Origin of the sequence: Actinosynnema sp. CS-041913 (assembly GCF_050942485.1) — a bacterium.
Classification (GTDB): Bacteria; Actinomycetota; Actinomycetes; order Mycobacteriales; family Pseudonocardiaceae; genus Actinosynnema.
The window spans coordinates 1,791,912-1,813,830 of the sequence record NZ_CP192037.1 but is presented as its reverse complement, the minus strand read 5'-3'; the positions used below and the strand labels follow the sequence as shown (position 1 = coordinate 1,813,830).

Sequence of the window (21,919 nt, the reverse complement as noted above, 5' to 3'; positions counted from 1 at the left end):
AGAGTCAGGTACCCGGCTGAACAGCGTTTTCGAAGAAATCCGCGACCGCGTCGGCGGTCAGGTCGCCGCCACCGCTCTTGGTCACGATGCCCAGCAGCGGACGTTCGTCGGCGGTGAACACGAGCAGCCCCACCCCGCCGTCCGCGGCGGCGCGGTACTTGCCCTTGAAGCCGTTGCCGGCCCACTCCGCCTCGACCATGTCCGTCTTGAGCGAGCGCACCACCGCGTCCGCGCCCTGCTGCGCGCCCGTGACGGTCTCGGTGAGGATGTACTGGACGGAGTAGTCGTCCTTGACCGCGCAGCTCACCACGGTGCCCTTGATGGCGCTGATGCCCGACACACCGGCCGAGCCGCCCGCCTTGCAGGTGTTGCCGTCCGGCACCTTGCCCGCGAGCTGGCGCAGGCACTGCGTGAAGCCCTGGGCGTCCTTCTCGGTGTCGTTCTTGCAGTCCTGCGCGCTGGGCACCCCCGAGCCGCCGAACGCGAAGATGCCGCCCGCCACGGCCAGCACGAGCACGACGGCCGCGCCGACCGCGATGAGCAGGTTCTTGTTGGGCTGCTTCTTCGTCGGGGGTTGCTGGGTGCGCGGGGTGACGCTCGGGAAGTTGAACTGCTGCGGCCCGGTCTGCGGGTAGTTCACCTGGTACGGCCCGCTGACCGCCGGGTTGTTCACCTGATACGGCCCGCTCATCGCGGGATTGTTCACCTGATACGGCCCACTGACCGCAGGGTTGACCTGGTACGCGCCGCTCACGGCGGGGTTCTGGACCGGATTCGGCCCGGTCACCGGCTTGGTGACGACCGTCGGCGGCTCGTTGGAGGCCTTCACCGGCTCCTTGGTGCGCGGCGTCACGCCGTCCTTGGGCACGTGGTGCGCGCCCAGCGCCACCGCCGTCTCCGGCTGGTCCAGACTGGTCGGCACCACCCGCACCTGCTCGGCGATCATGGTCGCCACCAGCGGAATCCGGCTCGACCCGCCGACCAGGTAGATGCCCGCGAGCTGGTTGGGCGCGAGGCCCGTGGAGCGGATCGTGGACGCCAGCAGCTCCACGCTGCGCAGCATGCTCGGACGGACCAGCGCCTCCAGGTCCGAGCGGTTGACCAGCACGTCTTCGAACGGCTCCGGCATCGGAACCTCGGTGTGCGCGTGCCGGGACAGCGACTCCTTGGCCGCCTTCACGTCCTCCTGCAACGCGCGCCGGGCCCGGCGGTCGGCCGTCGACTCGGGGCGCAGCAGCCGCTGCCAGGTCGCCGGGTCGCGGTGCGACACCTGGCGCCCGACGTGCTCCAGCAGCGCCTGGTCCACGTCCAGGCCGCCCAGGTCCTGCAAGCCGTCTTCGGCGAGCACGGTGAAGCCGTTCTGCGTCGCGCCGACGATCGCCACGTCGAACGTGCCCGCGCCGAGGTCGTACACGGCCAGCGCCTGGCCCACCGACAGCGACGCGTAGTGCGACGCGGCTGCGACAGGCTCGGGGACCAGCACGATGTCCGTGGTCACACCCGCGAGCCGGGCGGCGGACAGCAGCACGTTGCGGCGGGTCGGACCCCACTGGGCGGGGTGGGTGAGGCGGACCTCGTCCACCGGCTCGCCGCCGAGCTGGCGGGTGGTCTCCTCCAGCACGCGGCGCAACACGGCGGCCAGCGCGTCGGTCACCGGCACGACGTTGTCGCCGAGCAGCAGAGCGCCGTCGTCCACCCGGCGCTTGGGATTCGGCTCGAACCGCGACGGGTCGAGCCGGGCACGCCGCTCGGCATCCCGACCGACGACCAGCGAGCCGTCCTCTTCGCAGTACACGGCGGAAGGCATCGTGGCGGACCCGTCCACCTCGACAACCCGAGGCGGCCGACCATGCGCGGCAAGCACCGCCACAGTGTTGGAAGTGCCCAGGTCAACGGACAGGACGCGCACAGCCACCCCTTAACTCTCCGAACCGCGCTGATCCTGTCACAGCCCCCTGACCCGCGAGGTCGCGTCGGTGGTTCGTGACTCATTTCTCCTCGATCACGCTTTTCGATCGAGGAGAAATCAGGCACGAGCCGCCGACTCCCCGGCGACCGAGCCCGCCGCCTGCGAAGCAGCGGCCATCCAACACTGTCGTACCCCTGGTCCACTATGAATGCATGGACGCCATGGCAGCTTTCTCCCCCGCGACCCGGCAGTGGTTCGCCGGGGCCTTCGCCGCGCCCACGGCGGCGCAGGCCGGCGCGTGGGAGGCGGCGTCCGCGGGCGAGCACGCCCTCGTCATCGCGCCCACCGGTTCGGGCAAGACCCTGGCCGCGTTCCTCTGGGCGCTGGACCGGCTGGCGTCGGAGCCCCTTCCGGACGATCCCCGGCACCGCTGCCGGGTGCTCTACGTCTCCCCGCTGAAAGCCCTGGCAGTGGACGTGGAGCGGAACCTCCGCGCGCCCCTGGCGGGCATCCGGCAGGCCGCCCACCGGCTGTCGCTGCCGGAACCGCAGATCACGGTGGGCATGCGGACCGGCGACACCCCGGCGGAGGACCGGCGGGCGTTCGTCCGCAGGCCGCCGGACGTGCTGGTCACCACCCCGGAGTCGCTGTTCCTCATCCTCACGTCGTCGGCGCGCGAGTCGCTGCGCGGCGTGGAGACGGTGATCGTGGACGAGGTGCACGCGGTCGCGGGCACCAAGCGGGGGGCGCACCTCGCGCTGTCCCTCGAACGGCTGGATTCGCTGCTCGACAGCGGGTCCGCGGGACGTCCGCGCCACGCCCAGCGGATCGGGCTGTCCGCGACGGTCCGGCCGGTCGACGAGGTGAGCGCGTTCCTGGCCGGCGGGCGTCCGGTGAAGGTCGTGCAGCCCAAGACCGCGAAGACCATCGAGGTGCAGGTCGAGGTCCCGGTCGAGGACATGTCCGTGCTCGGCGAGCCGACCGGCGAGGTGTCCGGGTCGGCTTCCGGCGCGGAGCAGCGGTCCTCGATCTGGCCGTCGGTGGAGCGGCGGGTGCTCGAACTGGTCCGGGAGCACCGGTCCACGATCGTGTTCGCCAACTCGCGCCGGCTGGCCGAGCGGCTCACCGCCCGGCTCAACGAGCTGGCCGAGGAGGCCGCCGAGATGGAGCGGTTCCCGGCGGAGGCGATCGGGCAGTCGGGGCTCACCACCCAGCGGACGGCGACCATCGCCCGCGCGCACCACGGCTCCATGTCGCGCGAGCAGCGGACCGCGGTGGAGGAGGAGCTGAAGTCCGGGCGGCTGCCGTGCGTGGTGGCGACGTCGTCGCTGGAGCTGGGCATCGACATGGGCGCGGTCGACCTGGTGGTGCAGGTGGAGGCCCCGCCGACGGTGGCGTCCGGGCTGCAGCGCGTCGGCCGGGCCGGGCACCAGGTGGGCGCGGTGTCGCGTGGGGTGATGTTCCCGAAGTTCCGGGGCGACCTGGTGTCCTGCGCGGTGGTCGCGGAGCGGATGCGGGACGGCGCGATCGAGGCCGTCCGGTACCCGCGCAACCCGCTGGACGTGCTGGCGCAGCACGTCGTCGCGATGGTGGCGATGGAGCCGTGGACGGTGGAGGCGCTGGCCGGGCTGGTGCGGCGGGCCGCGCCGTTCGCCGCGCTGCCGGAGTCGGCGTTGCAGGCGGTGCTGGACATGCTGGCGGGCCGGTACCCGAGTGAGGAGTTCGGCGAGCTGCGGCCCCGGATCACGTGGGACCGGGTCAACGGCGAGCTGCGCGGCCGGCCGGGGTCGCAGCGGCTGGCGGTGACCTCCGGCGGCACCATCCCGGACCGGGGTTTGTTCGCGGTGATGACACCGCCGTCGGAGCGCGGTCCCGGCTCGCGGGTGGGCGAGCTGGACGAGGAGATGGTCTACGAGTCGCGGGTGGGCGACACGTTCCTGCTGGGCACCTCGTCGTGGCGGGTGGAGGACATCACGCACGACCGGGTGATCGTGGTGCCCGCGCCCGGCCAGCCCGCGCGGATGCCGTTCTGGAAGGGCGACGCGCCGGGGCGCCCGCTGGAGCTGGGGCGGGCGCTGGGGAAGTTCCTCCGCGAGGTGTCCACCATGGACCACGAGGACGCGGTGCGCCGGGCCGCGGACGCGGGGCTGGACGCGTGGGCGACGTCGAACCTGCTGGCGTACCTGGGCGAGCAGCGGGAGGCGACGCGGCACGTGCCCAACGACCGCACCGTGCTGGTGGAGCGGTTCCGGGACGAGCTGGGCGACTGGCGGCTGGTGGTGCACTCGCCGTTCGGGGCGCAGGTGAACGCGCCGTGGGCGCTGGCGATCGCGGCCCGGCTGCGGGAGCGGCGCGGCATCGAGGTGCAGGCGGCGCACTCCGACGACGGGATCGTGGTGCGGCTGCCGGACGCGGTCGACCTGGACGGCGCGCAGGTGGTGGCGGGCGCGGAGGACGTGCTGCTGGACCCGGAGGAGGTCGAGCAGGTCGTGGTCGCCGAGGTGGGCGGGTCGGCGTTGTTCGCGGCCCGGTTCCGGGAGTGCGCGGCGCGGTCCCTGCTGCTGCCCCGGCGTGACCCGAAGCGCCGGACACCGCTGTGGCAGCAGCGGCAGCGGGCGGCGCAACTGCTGTCCGTGGCGGCGAAGTACGAGAGCTTCCCGGTGGTGCTGGAGGCGATGCGCGAGGTCCTCCAGGACGTGTACGACGTGCCCGGCCTGCGTGAGCTGATGACCGACGTGCGGGCCCGCCGGGTGCGGGTGGTGGACGTCGAGACACCGGGTCCGTCGCCGTTCGCGCGGAGCCTGCTGTTCGGGTACGTCGGGATGTTCCTGTACGAGGCGGACGCGCCGCTGGCGGAGCGGCGGGCGGCGGCGCTGTCGCTGGACTCGGCGCTGCTGGCGGAGTTGCTGGGCTCGGAGGCGATCCGGGAGCTGCTCGACCCGGAGGTGGTCGAGGAGGTCGAACGCGCTCTCCAGCGGCTGACCCCGGACCGGCACGCGCGGGACGTCGAGGGCGCGGCCGACCTGCTGCGGTTCCTGGGCGACCTGTCCGAGGCGGAGGCCCTGGAGCGGGGCATCCGACCGGAGTGGCTGACCGAGCTGGTGGCGCAGCGGCGGGCGATCCGGGTGCGGATCGCGGGCGAGGACCGGGTGCTCGGGATCGAGGACGCGGGCCGGGTGCGGGACGCGCTGGGCGTGGCGCTGCCGGTGGGCGTGCCGGAGGCGTTCACCGAGCCGGTGGCGGATCCGCTGGGCGACCTGCTGTCCCGTTACGCGCGGACGCACGGGCCGTTCCCGGCGATCGAGGCGGCGGCGCGGTTCGGGCTCGGCGTCGCGGTCGTCACCGGCGTGCTGGAACGCATGGCGGGCACCGGTCGGCTGGTGCGCGGCGAGCTGCGTCCCGGCGGCACCCACACCGAGTACTGCGACGCCGAGGTGCTGCGCCGGCTGCGGCGGGCGTCGCTGGCCCGGCTGCGGGCCGAGGTGGAGCCGGTCGAACCGGCCGCGCTGGGCCGCTTCCTGCCTAGTTGGCACGGCGTGGGCCGGCGGCTGCGCGGCGCGCCGACCGTGGACGACGTGTACTCGGTGGTCGAGCAGCTCGCGGGCGCGCCGCTGCCCGCGAGCGCCGTGGAGTCGCTGGTGCTGCCCGCGCGGCTGCCCGGCTACCACCAGGGGCTGCTGGACGAGCTGACCGCGTCCGGCGAGGTGACGTGGACCGGCTGCGGCTCGCTGGCGGGCGGCGACGGCTGGATCGCGTTGGCGCCGACGGACGTGGCCGACCTGCTGCTGCCCGACCTGGTGCCGGAGGCGATGCCGGACTCGTCGCTGCACACCGCCGTGGTGGAGGCGTTGGCGGGCGGGGCGCTGTTCTTCCGGCAGCTAGTCGACCGCGTGTCGCTGCAAGGCCCGACCACCGACGGCGAGGTCGTGGGCGCGCTGTGGGACCTGGTGTGGGCGGGCGTGGTCACGAACGACACGCTGTCGCCGCTGCGCGCGCTGGTCTCCGGCGGCGGCGCCGCGCACAAACCACGCCGCACCGCGCCGCGCGGCCGGTACGCGCGGATGCGGACCGGCCGGCCCGACATGCCCAGCCGCACCGGCCCGCCGACCGTGGCCGGCCGCTGGTCGCTGGCGGTGGTGCCCGCGTCCGACCCGACCCGGCGGGCGCACGCCAGGGCGGAGGCGTTCCTGGAACGGCACGGCGTGCTGACCAGGGGCGCGCTGGACACCGAACGGGTGACCGGCGGGTTCAGCGGCGTGTACCGGGTGCTGCGGGCGATGGAGGAGTCCGGCCAGGTCGTGCGCGGTTACGTGGTCGAGGGCCTGGGCGCGGCGCAGTTCGCGGCCCGCGGCGCGGTCGACCGGCTGCGCGCCCTGTCCCGGCCGCCCGGCCAGGACCACGTCGGCACACCGGAGGCGGTGGTGCTGGCCGCCGCCGACCCGGCACAGCCGTACGGCGCGGCCCTGCCCTGGCCCGACCCGCTGGGCGAGGGCAAACACCGACCGGGGCGCAAGTCCGGCGCGCTGACCGTGCTGGTGGACGGCGTGGCGGCGCTGTACGTGGAACGCGGCGGCCGGTCACTGCTGTCGTTCAGCGAGGAGGACGAGGTCCTGCACGCCGCCGCGCAGGCGTTGAGCCGTGCGGTGCGCGACGGCTGGCTGGGGCAGTTGGCCGTGCAACGGGCGGACGGGGAGGTGGCACTGGGCTCCAGGCTGGCGGGCATCCTCCAGGATGCAGGCTTCCGCGCCACCCCGAAGGGCTTGCGACTGCGCGCCTGACCCGACATCCCGCGCCGAAGCACCTGACGGAGCGGCACCACGCGGCCCGAACCGAACCCGCCGCCGGCCGGGGCGGCGCTCGAAGCCGAAGCCGCCCCGTCAACGCCACAGCCACTCGCCAACGCCACAGCCGCCGTCGACGCCACAGCCGCCGTCGACGCACAGCCCTGCCGACGGCGGCCACCGGCCATCAGTGGAACAGGCTGCTGTAGGCGTTGAGCGCGGGCTGCCCGCCGAGGTGTGCGTACAGGACGGTCGAGTCGCGGGGGATTTCGCCGGAGGACATCAGTTCCACCAAGCCCGCCAACGACTTCCCCTCGTACACCGGGTCGGTGATCATGCCTTCGAGGCGGGCGCCGAGCTTCATTGAGTCCACAGTGGACTCGCCCGGCACGCCGTAGGTGCCTTCGTGGAAACGCTCGTCGAGCACCCGTCGGTGGCCTGCACCTCGACCTCCAGCAGCAGCGCGGTCTGCCGCGCGATGCGGGTGATCTGGTCGCGGGTGTCGGCCGGTTCGGCCGAGGCGTCGATGCCGATGACCCGCCGCCCGCTGCCCGCGAACCCGGCGACCATCCCGGCCTGGGTGCTGCCGGTCACCGAGCAGACCACGACGGTGTCGAACCGGACGCCGAGTTCGGCTTCCTGCCGTGCCACCTCGACCGCCCACCCGGCGAACCCGAGACCGCCCAGCCGGTGGTCCGACGCGCCCGCCGGAATCGGGTACGGCCTGCCGCCGGCCGCGCGGACGTCCTCGATCGCCTGCTCCCAGGCGGGTTTCACGCCGATGCCGAAGCCCGCCTCCACCAGCCGCACGTCCGCGCCCATCAGCCGGCTGAGCAGGATGTTGCCCACCCGGTCGTAGCCGGCGTCCGGCCAGTCGACCCAGCTCTCCTGCACCAGCACGCACTTCAACCCGGCCCGCGCCGCCGCGGCGGCGACCTGGCGGGTGTGGTTCGACTGCACGCCACCGATCGACACCAACGTGTCGCACCCGGTCGCCAACGCGTCCGCCACCACAGTTCTCCGACAACGGGGAAACCGTGGTCATCGGGCGCTCGCACGACCGTGCCAGGCGACGAGCCCCTAGGACGACCAAAGCCTCCGCATCCCGGATCTTCGGACTACCGGGCATTCGAACCCGGTTCAGTCGAGGACCGCCGTGGCCTCCACCTCCACCAGGTGGTCGGGGAAAGCCAGCGCCGCGACACCCAGCAGCGTGCCCGGCGGGACCGGGGTGACGCCCAGCTTCTCGGCCGCCCGAGCGGCGCCTTCCAGGAACAGGGGCATCTTGTCGGGGGTCCAGTCCACGATGTAGACGGTCATCTTCGCCACGTCGTCGAAGGAGCCGCCGACCCCGGCCAGGGCGGTGCCGATGTTGAGGTAGCACTGCTCCACCTGGGCGGCGAGGTCCCCGACGCCGACCGTGGTCCCCTCGGCATCCCAGGCGACCTGACCGGCGATGAAGACCAGTTTCGACCCGGTGGCGACCGAGACCTGCCGGTAGGCGTCGACCTTCGGCAGTCCTTCGGGGTTCACCAGCGTGATGGCCATGCCAACTCCTCGTCATGAGAGCCCGTGGGCTCGCGTTCTCCAAAATAGATCTCAGCGCGGGGTCAGCACGCAGAACTCGTTGCCCTCCGGGTCCGCCAGCACCACCCACGACACGGCGCCCTGCCCCACGTCCGCGCGCACCGCACCCTGCGCCTCCAAGCGCACCACCTCGGTGGGCAGATCCCCGTCCGCAGGCGGCACGACGTCCAAGTGCACCCGGTTCTTCACCGTCTTCGCCTCGTCGACCCGGACGAACTCCACCCAGCAGCCCGACTCCTGGCGCAGCGACGCGTACTCCGCGTGCTCACGGGTCACCGGCAGCCCCGTCGCCCGCGACCAGAACGCCGCCTGCGCACGCGGGTCCAGCGCGTCGACCACCACCGCCGCCACCGGGCCGAGGCCCAGGTACTCGTCGCGCGGCTCCAGGACGCAGAACTCGTTGCCCTCCGGATCGGCCAGCACCACCCACGGCACGGAGCCCTGTCCGAGGTCGACCGGCTCGGCCCCCAGCTCACGCGCCCGCGCGACGAGCGCCGCCTGGTGCTCCGCGGAAGTCGAGGCCAGGTCCAGGTGCAGGCGGTTCTTCACCACCTTCGGGTCGGACACCGGCACGAACACCAGTCCCATGCCCGGACACAGCGTCATGTCCACCTCGTCCGCGCTCTCCCCCGTGATCGGCTGCGCCAGCAGCGCCGACCAGAACCGACCCAGCTCGACCGGGTCTGCGGCGTCCACGACCACGTCGTACAACCTGGTAGCCATGATCCGAAGGTAGCGTCTCCGCATGGCCGAACTGGTGCTTGGTCCGGTACTGCGACACGTCGACGCCACGTCGGCCACCGTCTGGGTGGAGACCGACGCGGCTTGCGAGGTGACCGTCGCGGGACACCGTGCCGCGACGTTCCAGGTGGGAGAGCAGCATTTCGCGCTGGTCGTCATCGAAAAGCTCGAACCCGGTACCAGCACGCCTTACGACGTGCGGCTGGACGACCGGGTCGTGTGGCCGGAGCCCGGCTCGTCGTTCCCGCCGCCGCGGATCCGCACCGGCGAGCTGCGGAGGATCGTGTTCGGCTCCTGCCGGGCCGCCAAGGCGGGCGGGCCCGACCAGCGGGCGCCCGACAAGCTGGGGCCGGACGCGCTGGACGCGTTCGCGCTGCGGATGGCGGACTGGCCCGAGGAGCGGTGGCCGGACGCGTTACTGCTGCTCGGCGACCAGGTCTACGCGGACGAGCCGACGCCCCGGATCAAGCGGTGGCTGGCCGAGCGCGGCTCCGAGCCGGTGGGCGAGGTGGGGTCGTTCCGCGAGTACGCCGAGCTGTACCACGAGTCGTGGGCCGACCCGGAGATCCGCTGGCTGATGTCCGTCGTGCCGACGTCCATGATCTTCGACGACCACGACATCCGGGACGACTGGAACACCTCGCGGGCGTGGCGGGTGCGGATGGCTCGCACACCGTGGTGGCGCGAGCGGATCCGCGCCGGGCTGGCGTCGTACTGGGTGTACCAGCACCTGGGCAACCTCGGGCCGGACGAACTCGCGCGGAACGAGCTGTTCGCGAAGGTCCGGACCGCCGGGGGCGACGTGCAGGCGCTGCTGGAGGACTTCGGCGAGCAGGCCGACCAGGAGGTCGACGGCCGCAAGCCGACCCGGTGGAGCTACCGGCGCGACTTCGGCCGGGTGCGGCTGCTCGTCGTGGACACCCGCAGCGGACGCATCCTGGACGGCCCCGAGCGGTTGATGGTCGGCGACGAGGAGTTCGACTGGATCGAGCGCAACGCCGAGGGCGACGTCGACCACCTGCTGATCGGCTCGTCGCTGCCGTGGCTGATGCCGCACGCGCTGAGCCACTTCCAGTCCCTCAACGAACGCGCCGCCGCCCGCCCCGGACGACGCGGCCGGGTGGCCGAGAAGGTGCGCCAGGTGGGCGACCTGGAGCACTGGCCCGCGTTCCGGGCGTCCTTCGAGCGCCTGGCGCGCCTCATCCACCGCATCGGCACCGGCCCGGCCGCGCCGGGCACCATCTGCGTGCTGTCCGGCGACGTCCACCACAGCTACGCGGCCCGCGTCGACTTCGCCGAGCCGACGCGGTCCGAGGTGCGGCAACTGGTCTGCTCGCCGGTGCACAACGACCCGCCGTGGATCTTCCGCCCGATCTTCCGCCTGTCCTGGTCCAAGCCGCTGGCACGGGCACTGCGCCGCTGGGCCGACCGCGCCGGCATCTCCCCCGACCCGGTCACCTGGACCAAGATCAGCGGCCCGCACTTCGGCAACTCGGTGGCGGTGCTGGAGATCACCGGCCGCACCGCCCGGTACCACCTGGAGACCGCCACACCGGACGGCGGCCTGGTGGAGAGCGCCGATCTCACCTTGTAGCGCGACGAACCGGGCCGGGGATCACTTCGTCGCCAGCCGCAGCAGCGCCCATAGCTGCGCGATGGCGTCGTGGTCGCCCGTCATCTCCACCTCGCGGTCCGGGATGCGGCCCCACAGCCACCGGTACACGCGGATCGGTGGGCCGGTCACGTCGCCGTCCGCCGACTCGGCTTCCTCCGGCGACGCCTGCCACGACGTCGCCGGCTCGGGTCCGGTGCGGGCGATCCACACCCGGCGGCCGGTGCGGACCGCCACCGTGCCCTCCCGGGTGCCCCGCACGCCCAGCACGTCCAGGCGGTGGCCGAGCCACAGCGTCAGCACCTCGTCCACGCCGTCCTCGGCCACGTCGTCGGGCACCGGGTCCAGCGGCAGCCCGGCCGCCGACTGCACGTCCATCCGGTGCACGGTCGACTCGTGCGCGAGCCGGCGCGCCCAGAAGCCGCAGGTCCGCTCCGCCGGCCACCACGTCTCGCACGGGTCGTCGGCCTCGCGTTCGGACAAGGCGTCCACCAGCGGCTCGACGCCCGCCCGCACGTAGTCCGACAGCGTCTGCCCGTGCGCCGGGTCCTGCTGCCAGCCGACGGGCTGCCGTCCCTCGCGGACCCACGCCGCCACCATCCGGTACGTGCTGCCCACGTGCCGCGCGGTCTCGCCCAGGTTCAGCCCCGGGCACGCGGGCACCTGGCGGTCCGGGCGCTGCCCTTCCGCCGACGCCGCCAGCAGCTCGGCTTCCGCCGCCACGGTCTCGATCAGCCTGCCGTAGCCGGCCAGTCCCCTGCTCACAGTCTGTCCTCGTACATGATCTCGTCGACCAGCTCGGTGAACTGCGCCGCTTGGCGCACCAGGTCGTCGGCACTCCGTCTGGTCACCTGCCGGGTGATGCCCGCCTGCACGGCCGCACGGGCCGCCGAGCAGGACGCGAAGTACGCCGCCCACTCCCGCAGTTCGGGCGCCAGGGCCGGCAGCAGCACCCACACGCTGGTCGGCTTGGCCCGCCCCCGGTGGGGCCGTCCACGCAGGGCGAGGACGGCCGCCGCGGCCCGCATGGCGCCCAGGTAGGCGGTCGCGTACCGGTCGGCGGGCTCGGTCTCGCGCTCGGCCTCGCGCACGCAGTCGCGGGCTTGGGCGAGCAGACCGACGGCCGACGTCGGCGGCAGGGGCAACGGAACCCGTCGGGTGCTGGGGAAGTCGGTCGAAGTCGACATCGGCGGCCTCCTCGCGGCGTCGGGACAGCGACGACCGCCGCGGGGAGACGGCGGCACTTGGTGGTGGGGCGCTTCCCCCGCCCCACCACCAAGGCATAGCTCGAACAGACGTTCGAACCTGGTCAGCGTAACCCGTGAACCCGGCACTCCTCAACCCGACCGGACGTGGTCTTATGAACAGGTGAGCGCACTTGACCACCCCGGCATCCGCAAGGTGGCGGCGGCCCTGTCCGAGGCGGGCCACCACGAGGCGGCGGACGGGATCCGCGTGCTGGCCGACGCCGTCCGCACCGCCGTCGAGGCCGCCCGAGCGGTGAACGTGCCGGTCGGTGCCATCGCGAACAGCCTCGTGTTCGCCGCGATCCGGGACGGCGCGGCCAGTCCGCTGCTGGTGCTCACCTCCGGCGCGCACCGGGCGGACACCGGTCTGCTGGCCGGACTCGCCGGGGCCGACCGGATCGAACGCGCCAAGCCCGACTTCGTGCGCGAGCACACCGGCCAGGTCATCGGCGGCGTCTCCCCCATCGGCCACCCCGCGCGGATCCAGACCTTCGTGGACGTCGACCTGGAGCGGTACGAGGTCGTGTGGGCCGCCGCCGGGCACCCGCACGCGGTGTTCCCGACGACCTACGCGGGCCTGGTGGACCTCACCGGCGGCACCCCGGCGAAGGTGGCGCGATGACCGCCGCGCCGTCGCAGCGGCTGGTCGAGCTGTCCTCCCGGGAGCTGAACTCCCGGCTCGGCGAGGCGCTCGCGCTCTACGTCAGCGCGATGAACTACCCGCCCGGCACGGCCGAGCAGCGCGCGCCGATGTGGTTGGCGCACATGCTGCGCGACGGCTGGCGCTGCGTGGTGGCGCTGGGCGAGGAGGACGAGCTGGTCGGCATCGGCTACGGCTACCGGGGCTCGGTGGGCCAGTGGTGGCACGAGCAGGTGCGGCACGGCCTGACCCTGGTCGCCGGGCCGAACGCGGTCGAGGAGTGGATGCACGACTACTTCGAGCTGACCGAGCTGCACGTGCTGCCGCGCGCGCAGGGCCGGGGCATCGGCGAAGGCCTGCTGCGCGACCTGCTGGCGGGCGTGCCGACGTCGCGCGTGCTGCTGTCCACGCCCGAAGGGCCCAGCAAGGCGTGGCGGCTGTACCGGCGGCTGGGGTTCGCCGACGTGCTGCGGCACTACCAGTTCACCGGCGACCCGCGCCCGTTCGCGGTCCTCGGCCGCTCCCTGCCGCTGGACTGAGCTAGAACGGCGACACGAACCCCGACACCTTGAGGCCCGCGCCCGTGTCCAGGTCGGAGAGCTTGCGCCACTTCGTGTAGACGACGCGGTCGCTCACGTTGCCCTCGACCGTCCGCACATGGGTGGCCTTGCGTCCGGACCGGTCGTAGTTGACCTCCACCACGACGCCGACGTGCGCGACCATCGACGGGTAGGTGCCGTAGACGATGGCGTCGCCCATCTCCACGTCCTGATCCGCCAGCGGCTTCCAGCGGCCGTTCGCCTGGCCCCACTTCTGCCAGTAGGTCGCCCAGTGCCCCTGGTCGACGGCGGGCGCGCCGAGCGCGGCCTGCATCGACGGGCGGTCCGGCACGCCGGCCTTGGTCCACGTCCAGTTCACGAACACGCCGCACCACTCGACGGGACGCCGCACGGCCGGGTCGACGGCCTGGTACCGCTGCGGGTAGCCGTTCACGCCGTTCTCCCGCGCCCCGATCTGGCTGAACGCGTAGTCCACGATCTCCTGCCGCACCCGCCACTCGGCCGGGTCCGCGATGTCGTCCTGGGCCTGCGCCGGAGCCGTGCAGAACAGCAGCGCGCCCACCGTGACGACAGCCGACGCGGACCTCCTCAGACGTCTGGCCATCCATCCCCCTCCCCTTGTGCCCGCAGCATATGCAACAGAAGCCCCGGTGACGACGCCGTAAAGGCAGTCACCGGGGCACTGTTCACCGCTCGGCCGTTCACAGTTCCGCGAGGCGCTCCCGCAGGGTGTCCAGGCCCATCGCGCCCATCTCCAGCGCGTTCTTGTGGAACGTCTTCAGGTCGAACGCCGCGCCATGCCGGGCGCGCGCGTCGTCCCGCGCCGCCAGCCACAGCCGCTCGCCGAGCTTGTACGACGGGGCCTGGCCGGGCCAGCCCAGGTAGCGGTCGATCTCGTCGCGCACGTGCACCGGGTCGGTGATGGTGCGGGTGAGCATGAACTCCAGGCCCAGGTCCGGCGTCCAGCGCTCGCCCTCGTGGAAGCCGGTGCCCTTCGGGATCTCCAGCTCCAGGTGCATGCCGATGTCGACGATCACGCGGGCCGCGCGGAACAGGTGCGCGTCCAGCATGCCGAGCAGGTCGCCGTCGTCTTCCAGGTAGCCCAGCTCGCGCATCAGCCGCTCGGCGTACAGGGCCCAGCCCTCGCCGTAGCCGGACACCCAGCACATCATCCGCTGGAAGTTGTTCAGCTTCTCCGCCTGGTAGACGGCGGTGGCGACCTGGAGGTGGTGGCCGGGCACGCCCTCGTGGTAGACGGTGGTGACCTCGCGCCAGGTGGAGAACTCGGTCTTGTCCGCGGGCACCGACCACCACATCCGGCCGGGACGGGAGAAGTCCGGGGTGGGGCCGGTGTAGTACGCGCCGACGCCGCCGCCGGGCGGGGCGATCCGGCACTCCAGCTCCATCAGCTCGTCCGGCAGCTCGAAGTGCACGCCGCGGACGTCCAGCAGGGCCTTGTCGGACAGCTCCTGCATCCACGACTGGAGCCCGTCCTGGCCGTGCACCAGGTAGCGCGGGTCGGCGTCCAGCGCGGCGGCGGCCTCGGCGAGCGTCGCCCCCGCGGTTGTCCGATTGCCGCCTCCGGCGCCGGTGATCCGGTTCGCCACCTGCTTCATCTCGGTCTCGATGCGGGTGAACTCGGCCCAGCCCCACTCGTAGGCCTCGGCGAGGTCCAGCCGCGCGCCGGTGAAGTACCGCGACCACAGCCGGTACACGTCCTCGCCGACCGCGTCCTTCTTCGGCGCCTTCGGCGCGAGGTCGGCGCGCAGGAACGCGGCCAGGTCGGCGTACGCCTCGGCGGCGGCCTTCGCGCCCGCTTCCAGGTCGGTCCGCAGCGCGGTGTCCGCCGGGGCGTTCGCGACCAGCGACGCGAAGAAGGACTTGCCGCCCGACCGGCCGGACCAGGTGTCGCACTGCTCCGCGACCCGGCTGACCTGCCGCAGCGCGGCGACCTTGCCCTGGTCGGCGGAGTAGGACAGGCCCGCGCGCAGGTTCGCCACCGCCTCCGGCATGGCCGCGAGCCGCTTGGCGATGGTCGCCCACTGCTCGGGGGTGTCGGTCGGCATCAGGTCGAACACCTCGCGCAGGTTCTGCACGGGCCCCGCGATGACGTTGAGCGCGCCCTCCCACAGACCGGCCTCGTGGATCTCGACGTCCAGGCCCACCCGCTCCAGGAACACCGACTTGGCCGCGACCTCGGACTCGTCGGCCGGCTCGGCTGCGGTGATCCCGGCGACGGCGCGCTCGGCCAGTTCCCTGCGGGCGCGGTGGCCCTCCGGCGAGTAGTCGGTCAGCTTGTCGTCATAGCCGGGGGTGCCGATGAAGGTCGCCGTCAACGGGTCGGCCGCCGCGTATTCGGCTACGAACTGGTTGCTGATGCCGTGCACGCCGGCCGCAGAGGTGGACATGAGCCGCACGTTACCTTCGGGTCACGTCCCTCCAACAGGTATTTAGCCAGGCTCACGACCGTGCTCGGCCGGTCAACTTTTGACCCGGCCGGCAGGATGGCGAGGTGCCCAGGGCCTCCGCGCTCCTCCTGCCGGTGTTCCTCCTCGCGGCGTTCTCGCTGACGGGGTGCGTCCGGCTGCACGCCGCGATGGCGTTGTCGCAGGACGACCGCGTCTCCGGCGAGATCGTCGCCGCCACCCCGCTCACCGACGACAACGACACCGGCCCGCAGCTCAAGGTGCCGAACGAGCTGGCGGGCCGGGTCACCACCAAGCTGTACCGGGCGGACAACTACACCGGCACGCAGCTCTTCTTCACCGGCCTGACCTTCGAGGAGGTCCGCGCCCTGTCGATCGCAACCAGCGCCTCCTCCAGCCGCTACCAACTGGGGTTCCGGCGCTCCGGCGACCTGGTGACGATGTCCGGCTCGGTCGACCTGACCCAGGTGCCGATCGACCGGGCGGACATCCAGGTGAAGATCAGCTTCCCGGGTGAGATCGTCGACACCAACGGGAGAGAGGAAGAGCCGACCACCATCGCGTGGTCGCCCAAGCCAGGCCAGGCGTCGATGCTCACCGCCACCATCCGGTACGCCGGGGAGAACTCGCCGTCGTACTTCGCCTGGACCATGCTGGTGGCCGGGCTGACCGGCGGGGCGGCGCTGATCGTGCTGGTGCTGGCGATCGTGGCGCACCGCCGGAGCCTCGTGGCGTAGGCCACCGTCACACTCCGCCGGGCCGCCCCGTCCTCCCGGCATGAGGATGAACATGGCAGACGTGGCGCCAGAGGTCTACCGGCTGCTGATCCAGCTCGACGGCTACGCCCACAAGCACATCGACCCCACGCTCGCGCACCTGATCAAGCTGCGGGCTTCGATGCTCAACAACTGCGCGTTCTGCGTGGACCTGCACTCGACGGACGCGATCAAGGCCGGGGAGAACGCCCAGCGGCTGTTCGCGGTGTCCGTGTGGCGCGAGTCGCACTTCTTCACCGAGACCGAGCGGGTGGTGCTGGCGTTCACCGACGCCGTGACCAGGCTCGGCGAGCACGGTGTGCCCGACGAGCTGTGGGAGGAGGTCCGGGCCGCGTTCGACGATCAGCAGATCGCCGGGCTGCTGACGCAGATCATCGCGATCAACGCCTTCAACCGCATCGGCGTCACCATGGACTCCGCCACCGAGGCTCACCTGCACTAGCCGTCGTTCCAGGGCGCGAACCGGTCAGGCTCGGGCCGGCACCAGTCCGAGTCTGGCCACCACTTCGCGGGTCGCCTTGGAGCGGTTCAGCGTGTAGAAGTGCAGCCCCGGCACGCCCTCCGCCAGCAGCCGCTGCCCCATCTCCGTCACCAGGTCGATCCCCGCCTTGCGGAACGCCACCGGGTCGTCCGCGTACGGGTCGAGCCGGCGGGCCACCACATCGGGCACCGGCGCGCCCGACAGCTCGATGGTCTTCGCCAGGGTGCGCGGCGTGGTCAACGGCATCAGGCCCGGCAGCAGCACGGTGTCGCAGCCCAGCGCCGCGACCCGGTCGCGCATCCGCAGGAAGTCCTCCGGCTGGAAGAAGAGCTGCGCGATGGCGAAGTCCGCGCCCGCCCGCAGCTTGCTCACCAGGTACTTGGTGTCGGTGTCCACGTCGGCCGAGCGCGGGTGCCCGTACGGGAACGCCGCCACGCCCACGCAGAAATCGCCCAGCTCACGGCACAGCCGCACGAGTTCCTCGGCGTAGGTCAGGCCGGACGGGTGCCGCACCCACTCGCCGTTGGGGTCGCCGGGAGGATCGCCCCGCACCGCCAGGATGTTGCGCACGCCGACCGCCGCGTACCAGCCGATCACGTTGCGCAACTCGGCCACCGAGTGGTCCACGGCGGTGAGGTGCGCCATCGGCAAGAGGGTCGTCTCCTGCGCCACCCGGCCGGTGGTGCGGATGGTGCGGTCGCGGGAGGAGCCGCCCGCGCCGTAGGTGATCGACACGAACGCCGGGTCCAGGGCTTCCAGCTCCCGGATCGCCCGCCACAGGACCAGCTCGTCAGCGGCGTCCCGCGGAGGGAAGAACTCCACGGAGAAGGCGGGATTGCTCCCGTTCAGGCGTTCGACGACCGACGTCATGCCGTCCAGCCTAGTGCCCGTGCCGGCCTGTGGGAGGACCGGTTCACTTCATGGGAGCAGCCCCCCGGTTGGGCGGGCGTCCGCGCCAGAGGTGACGATAGACGGGTGCCGCCCCACCCGTTGGACCAGGAACTGCCCAAGCACGTCGACGCAGCGCTCGCAGGCTATCTCGCCGACCGCAGGACCCTGGGCGCACGGATGGAGGAGAACTTCGGGGGCGTGGTGGACGCGCTGGCCGATTTCATCCTCAACGGCGGCAAGCGGGTGCGCCCCACGTTCGCCTGGTGGGGCTGGCGCGCGACGGGCGGCGACCCGGACAGCCCGCTCGCGCAGGCCGTGCTCACGGCGGTCAGCTCGCTGGAGCTGATCCAGGCCTGCGCGCTGATCCACGACGACCTGATGGACGCCTCGGAGACCCGGCGCGGGATGCCGACCGTGCACGTGCGGTTCGCGCACCGGCACCGGCACGAGGGCTGGCTGGGCGAGCCCGAGCGCTTCGGGCTGGCCGCGTCGGTGCTGATCGGCGACGTGGCGCTGGCGTGGGCGGACGACATGCTGTTCGCCGCCGGCCTGCCGAACGAGGCGCTGCGGCGGCTGAGCCTGCCGTGGCGGGACATGCGCACCGAGATGCTCGCGGGCCAGTACCTGGACGTGCTCACGCAGGCCCGCGGCGACGCCTCGCCGGACGCCGCGCTGCGCATCGACCGGCTCAAGACCGCCGCGTACACCGTGGAACGGCCGCTGCACATGGGCGCGGCGATCGGCGACGGGTCGCCGGAGCTGGTCGACGGGCTGCGGTCGTTCGGGACCGACATCGGGGTGGCGTTCCAGCTCCGGGACGACCTGCTCGGTGTGTTCGGCGACCCGGCGGTGACCGGCAAGCCCGCCGGCGACGACCTGCGCGAGGGCAAGCGGACCCTGCTGGTGGCGCTGGGCATGCAGTTCGGCGCGGACGTGCTGCACGACGCGCTGGGCCGTCCGGACCTGGACGTGGCCACCGTGGACGTGGTGCGGGCCAGGCTGGTCGAGGTCGGGGCGGTCGCCGCCGTGGAGGAGCGGATCGCGGAACTCACCGAGTCGGCGCTGACCGCGCTGGACAAGGCCCCGGTCGCCGAGCCCGCCGCCGCGGAACGGCTCGCCGAGCTGGCGATCAGCGCCACGAAACGGACCTACTGACCATGCGCACGGTCACCGGTCGCACGGACCACGTCGTCGTGGTGGGCGCGGGTCTCGCAGGTCTGTCCGCCACGCTGCACCTGCTCGGCGCGGGTCGCCGGGTGACCGTGGTGGAGCGCGACGACGTGCCCGGCGGCCGGGCGGGGCGGCTGGACCTGGGCGGCTACCGGTTCGACACCGGCCCGACCGTGCTGACCATGCCGGAGCTGGCCGACGAGGCGCTGCACGCGGTCGGCGAGAGCCTGCGCGACCGGCTGGACCTGAGACCGGTGGAGCCCGCCTATCGGGCGCGGTTCGCGGACGGCGGCGTGCTGGACGTGCACGCGGACGCCGACGCGATGGAGGCCGAGGTGCGGCGGTTCGCCGGGCCGGCCGAGGCCGCCGGGTACCGGGCGCTGCGGGCGTGGCTGAGTGACCTGTACCGGGCCGAGAAGGACACGTTCATCGGCGCGAACTTCGACTCGCCGCTGAACCTGCTCACGCCGCATTTGGCGCGGCTGGCGGCGTTGCGCGGGTTCGCCCGGCTGGGGCCGTCGGTGGCGCGGTACCTGAAGGACGAGCGGTTGCAGCGGGTGTTCTCGTTCCAGTCGCTTTATGCGGGCGTTCCGCCGCGTAAGGCGCTCGCCGCCTATGCCGTGATCGCGTACATGGACACCATCGCGGGCGTTTACTACCCGCGCGGTGGGATGCGCGCCCTGCCCGACGCGTTGGCCGCCGCCGCCGGGAACGCGGGTGCGGACCTGCGCTACCGCACCAAGGTGGCGTGGCTGGAACGGATCGGCGGGCGGGTCACCGCCGTGCGCACGACGCAGGGCGAACGCATCCCGTGCGACGCCGTGGTGCTCACGCCGGACCTGCCGATGTCCTACCGCCTGCTGGGCTACCGCCCGCGCCGCCCGGTGCCGATCACGTGGTCGCCGTCGGCGGTCGTGCTGCACGCGGGCGTGGACCGCACGTGGCCGGACCTGGCCCACCACACGCTGCTCTTCGGCCACGAGTGGGACCGGACGTTCGACGAGCTGACCCGCCGGGGCACGCTGATGAGCGACCCGTCCCTGCTGGTCACCAGCCCGCCGGGACAGGGCATGTTCGTCCTCGCCCCGGCACCGAACCTGCGCGTCGGCCCGATCGACTGGACCCGCGTGGGCCCCGCCTACCGCGACGAGCTGGTGCGGGTGCTGGAGGCCCGCGGCCTGACCGGGTTCGGCGACTCGATCGAGGTCGAACGGCTGGTCACGCCGAAGGACTGGGCCGCTCTGGGCCTGGCGGCCGGCACGCCGTTCTCCGCCGCGCACACGTTCGCGCAGACCGGGCCGTTCCGACCGCGCAACCTGGTGCTGGACAACGCCGTGCTGGCGGGCTGCGGCACGACGCCGGGCGTGGGCGTGCCGCCGGTGCTGATCTCCGGGAAGCTGGCGGCGCAGCGGATCACGGGGTCCGTCGGCGCGAGGTGGCGGCGGCCGGCCGCGAAGCCGCGAGCGCACAGCCCACGATGACCGGCACGGTGGCATCGGCCGGGGAGTCGCCACACCGGCACAACCGCCGCCCCGACACTCCCGTTGTGCGACGATGTCGCCGCGATGGCCGCGACCGTGTCCACACCCAGATCGAGCGCCGCACCTGTCGAGTCGGCGCGGTCCGGTGCTACCCGGGAGCCGGGTAGGCGCACATGACCGACCTGGCCGCGGCTTATGCCCGGTGCCGCGAGCTGAACGCCCGGCACGGACGCACGTTCTTCCTCGCCACCCGGCTGCTCCCACCCGTGCAACGGCCCGCCGTGCACGCCCTGTACGGCTTCGCGCGCTGGGCCGACGAGATCGTGGACAGCGGCACGTCCGCCGATCCCGCGGGCGAACTGGACGTCCTGGAGCGTCAACTGGCCGACGAGCTGGCCGGGCGTCCCACCGGGCATCCGGTGCTCGTGGCGCTGGCCGACACCGTAAGGCGCTACCGGATCGACACCCGACTGTTCACGGACTTCATGGCGTCCATGCGGATGGACTTGGACGTGACGGAGTACGCGTCGTTCACAGAACTGGACAGGTACGTACACGGTTCCGCGGCGGTCATCGGGCTTCAACTACTGCCCGTGTTCGGCACTGTCGCGCCGCAGCGGCACGCCGAGCCGTCGGCGGCGGCGTTAGGGCGCGCGTTCCAGCTCACGAACTTCCTGCGGGACGTCGGCGAGGATCTGGACCGGGGTCGCGTATACCTGCCACAGGACGTGCTGCGGGCCTACGGCGTCGACCGGGAGTTGCTGACGTGGTCACGGCGCACCGGAAAGCCCGACCAGCGGATCCGGCGGGCCGTGCAGCACGTCATGGCGGTGACGTTCGCGGTGTACCGGGAAGCGGAGAGCGGCGTGCCGCTGCTCCAGCCCGTCGCACGGCCGTGCGTGCGCACCGCGCTCACGCTGTACCGCGAGATCCTGGACGGCATCACGGCCGCCGACTACCACGTGCTGGACAAGCGCGTGGTGGTGCCGAACTCACGACGGCTCGCGGTGGCGCTACCAGGCCTGATGGCCGCGGTGACGGCCCGTGCGACGTCCGGGCGGCTCGTCTGGAACCGCCCGGACGTGCCTGGTCGGGACTAGAAACCCATCGCCTGGGCGCGCCGCTTCACCTCACGGCCACGGTCGCCGCGCAACGCCTCGATCGGCGTGCCGGGCAGCGTGTCGTCTTCGGTGAACAGCCAGCGAAGGATCTCATCGGTCGAGTAGCCGGAATCGCGCAGCACCGTGATGGTGCCGGGCAGCCCCTTCACCACGCCTCCGGCGGCGAGGAACTGGGCGGGGACGACGAGGACACCGTTCCGGCGCTCCGCGAGCAGTTGCCCGTCGCGCAGCAACTGGGGGACACGGTTGACCGGCAAACCAAGACGCTCGGCGACCTCGGACAGGTCCAGGACCTCCAGGTCGGGAGCCAGCACATCCGCAGCGGCAGGAATCGCACTCACGTGCGTCACGATGCCACAACGCAGGGAGCAACGCCCTGCGCCAACCGGGTGGTCGCGGTACACCCGCGGGTCGACTGCCGGACACCCCCTGTTTCATGGGACTTTGACACGGATCCCACGCGCCGGCCGGGATGCTCCAGCGCAGGGCATCGGTC

At 72.7% G+C, this 21,919-nt stretch carries 18 protein-coding genes and 1 pseudogene; 9 read left to right on the top strand and 10 right to left on the bottom strand.

Going from position 1 to position 21,919, the window contains the following annotated elements:
• Nucleotides 1-4: 4 nt before the first annotated feature.
• The gene (locus ACQPZF_RS08955) at nt 5-1,909 is read right to left on the bottom strand and encodes an Hsp70 family protein (RefSeq protein WP_433274488.1); all 1,905 of its coding nucleotides are present in this window, start codon (nt 1,907-1,909) and stop codon (nt 5-7) included.
• Between the two features lie 212 nt (nt 1,910-2,121).
• Here ACQPZF_RS08955 and ACQPZF_RS08950 point away from each other — a divergent pair, with 212 nt between their 5' ends.
• Entirely contained in the window at nt 2,122-6,687 is a 4,566-nt protein-coding gene (locus ACQPZF_RS08950; protein ID WP_433270151.1) for an ATP-dependent helicase, read from the top strand.
• 190 nt (nt 6,688-6,877) lie between these two features.
• Here ACQPZF_RS08950 and ACQPZF_RS08945 read toward each other — a convergent pair.
• The 3 genes and pseudogenes from ACQPZF_RS08945 to ACQPZF_RS08935 all read right to left on the bottom strand — a co-directional run.
• Nucleotides 6,878-7,704, bottom strand: a pseudogene (locus tag ACQPZF_RS08945) (1-aminocyclopropane-1-carboxylate deaminase); the annotation flags it as partial.
• A gap of 126 nt (nt 7,705-7,830) precedes the next feature.
• The gene (locus ACQPZF_RS08940) at nt 7,831-8,238 is read right to left on the bottom strand and encodes a RidA family protein (protein WP_433270149.1); all 408 of its coding nucleotides are present in this window, start codon (nt 8,236-8,238) and stop codon (nt 7,831-7,833) included.
• 51 nt (nt 8,239-8,289) lie between these two features.
• The gene (locus tag ACQPZF_RS08935; protein WP_433270147.1) at nt 8,290-9,000 is read right to left on the bottom strand and encodes a VOC family protein; all 711 of its coding nucleotides are present in this window, start codon (nt 8,998-9,000) and stop codon (nt 8,290-8,292) included.
• A gap of 22 nt (nt 9,001-9,022) precedes the next feature.
• Here ACQPZF_RS08935 and ACQPZF_RS08930 point away from each other — a divergent pair, with 22 nt between their 5' ends.
• Nucleotides 9,023-10,612 (top strand): alkaline phosphatase D family protein, encoded by a 1,590-nt coding sequence (locus ACQPZF_RS08930; RefSeq protein WP_433270145.1) that lies wholly within the window; start codon nt 9,023-9,025, stop codon nt 10,610-10,612.
• Nucleotides 10,613-10,633: 21 nt separating this feature from the next.
• On the opposite strand, the gene ACQPZF_RS08925 is transcribed toward ACQPZF_RS08930, so the two are convergent.
• Both ACQPZF_RS08925 and ACQPZF_RS08920 read right to left on the bottom strand, forming a co-directional pair.
• The gene (locus tag ACQPZF_RS08925) at nt 10,634-11,395 is read right to left on the bottom strand and encodes a maleylpyruvate isomerase family mycothiol-dependent enzyme (RefSeq protein ID WP_433270143.1); all 762 of its coding nucleotides are present in this window, start codon (nt 11,393-11,395) and stop codon (nt 10,634-10,636) included.
• Nucleotides 11,392-11,817, bottom strand: coding sequence for an SAV_6107 family HEPN domain-containing protein (locus ACQPZF_RS08920; protein ID WP_433270141.1), 426 nt, complete (start codon nt 11,815-11,817; stop codon nt 11,392-11,394). Before ACQPZF_RS08920 ends, ACQPZF_RS08925 begins: the two co-directional genes overlap by 4 nt.
• A 181-nt stretch (nt 11,818-11,998) precedes the next feature.
• Between ACQPZF_RS08920 and ACQPZF_RS08915 the strand changes: the two genes are divergently transcribed.
• Entirely contained in the window at nt 11,999-12,499 is a 501-nt protein-coding gene (locus tag ACQPZF_RS08915) for a YbaK/EbsC family protein (RefSeq protein WP_433270139.1), read from the top strand.
• Entirely contained in the window at nt 12,496-13,056 is a 561-nt protein-coding gene (locus ACQPZF_RS08910) for a GNAT family N-acetyltransferase (protein WP_433270137.1), read from the top strand. Before ACQPZF_RS08915 ends, ACQPZF_RS08910 begins: the two co-directional genes overlap by 4 nt.
• 1 nt (nt 13,057) lies before the next feature.
• Here the strand turns inward: ACQPZF_RS08910 and ACQPZF_RS08905 are convergent, their stop codons facing one another.
• Together ACQPZF_RS08905 and ACQPZF_RS08900 are read right to left on the bottom strand one after the other, a co-directional pair.
• Nucleotides 13,058-13,681, bottom strand: a complete 624-nt coding sequence (locus tag ACQPZF_RS08905) for a CHAP domain-containing protein (protein ID WP_433270135.1) — start codon at nt 13,679-13,681, stop codon at nt 13,058-13,060.
• 97 nt (nt 13,682-13,778) lie between these two features.
• On the bottom strand, nt 13,779-15,485 hold the full coding sequence (locus tag ACQPZF_RS08900) for a DUF885 domain-containing protein (protein WP_433270133.1): 1,707 nt from the start codon (nt 15,483-15,485) through the stop codon (nt 13,779-13,781).
• A gap of 104 nt (nt 15,486-15,589) precedes the next feature.
• On the opposite strand from ACQPZF_RS08900, the gene ACQPZF_RS08895 reads away from it, so the two are divergent.
• Complete coding sequence (locus ACQPZF_RS08895) at nt 15,590-16,240, top strand: LppM family (lipo)protein (RefSeq protein ID WP_433270131.1); 651 nt, start codon at nt 15,590-15,592, stop codon at nt 16,238-16,240.
• Nucleotides 16,241-16,292: 52 nt separating this feature from the next.
• Nucleotides 16,293-16,721, top strand: a complete 429-nt coding sequence (locus ACQPZF_RS08890; RefSeq protein ID WP_433270129.1) for a carboxymuconolactone decarboxylase family protein — start codon at nt 16,293-16,295, stop codon at nt 16,719-16,721.
• Between the two features lie 24 nt (nt 16,722-16,745).
• Here the strand turns inward: ACQPZF_RS08890 and ACQPZF_RS08885 are convergent, their stop codons facing one another.
• Nucleotides 16,746-17,630 (bottom strand): methylenetetrahydrofolate reductase, encoded by an 885-nt coding sequence (locus tag ACQPZF_RS08885; RefSeq protein ID WP_433270127.1) that lies wholly within the window; start codon nt 17,628-17,630, stop codon nt 16,746-16,748.
• Nucleotides 17,631-17,735: 105 nt separating this feature from the next.
• Between ACQPZF_RS08885 and ACQPZF_RS08880 the strand changes: the two genes are divergently transcribed.
• The 3 genes from ACQPZF_RS08880 to ACQPZF_RS08870 all read left to right on the top strand — a co-directional run bounded on the left by ACQPZF_RS08880 (nt 17,736) and on the right by ACQPZF_RS08870 (nt 21,402).
• A complete protein-coding gene (locus ACQPZF_RS08880) occupies nt 17,736-18,806 on the top strand; it encodes a polyprenyl synthetase family protein (RefSeq protein WP_433270125.1) in 1,071 nt (356 codons plus the stop codon).
• A 2-nt stretch (nt 18,807-18,808) separates the two neighbouring features.
• Complete coding sequence (crtI, locus tag ACQPZF_RS08875) at nt 18,809-20,302, top strand: phytoene desaturase family protein (protein ID WP_433270123.1); 1,494 nt, start codon at nt 18,809-18,811, stop codon at nt 20,300-20,302.
• A 173-nt stretch (nt 20,303-20,475) separates the two neighbouring features.
• Nucleotides 20,476-21,402: a phytoene/squalene synthase family protein gene (locus tag ACQPZF_RS08870; protein WP_433270121.1), complete on the top strand. Its 927-nt coding sequence runs from the start codon at nt 20,476-20,478 to the stop codon at nt 21,400-21,402.
• On the opposite strand, the gene ACQPZF_RS08865 is transcribed toward ACQPZF_RS08870, so the two are convergent.
• On the bottom strand, nt 21,399-21,764 hold the full coding sequence (locus tag ACQPZF_RS08865) for an Rv2175c family DNA-binding protein (protein ID WP_433270119.1): 366 nt from the start codon (nt 21,762-21,764) through the stop codon (nt 21,399-21,401). The two genes, ACQPZF_RS08870 and ACQPZF_RS08865, sit on opposite strands and share 4 nt — an antisense overlap.
• Nucleotides 21,765-21,919: the final 155 nt, after the last annotated feature.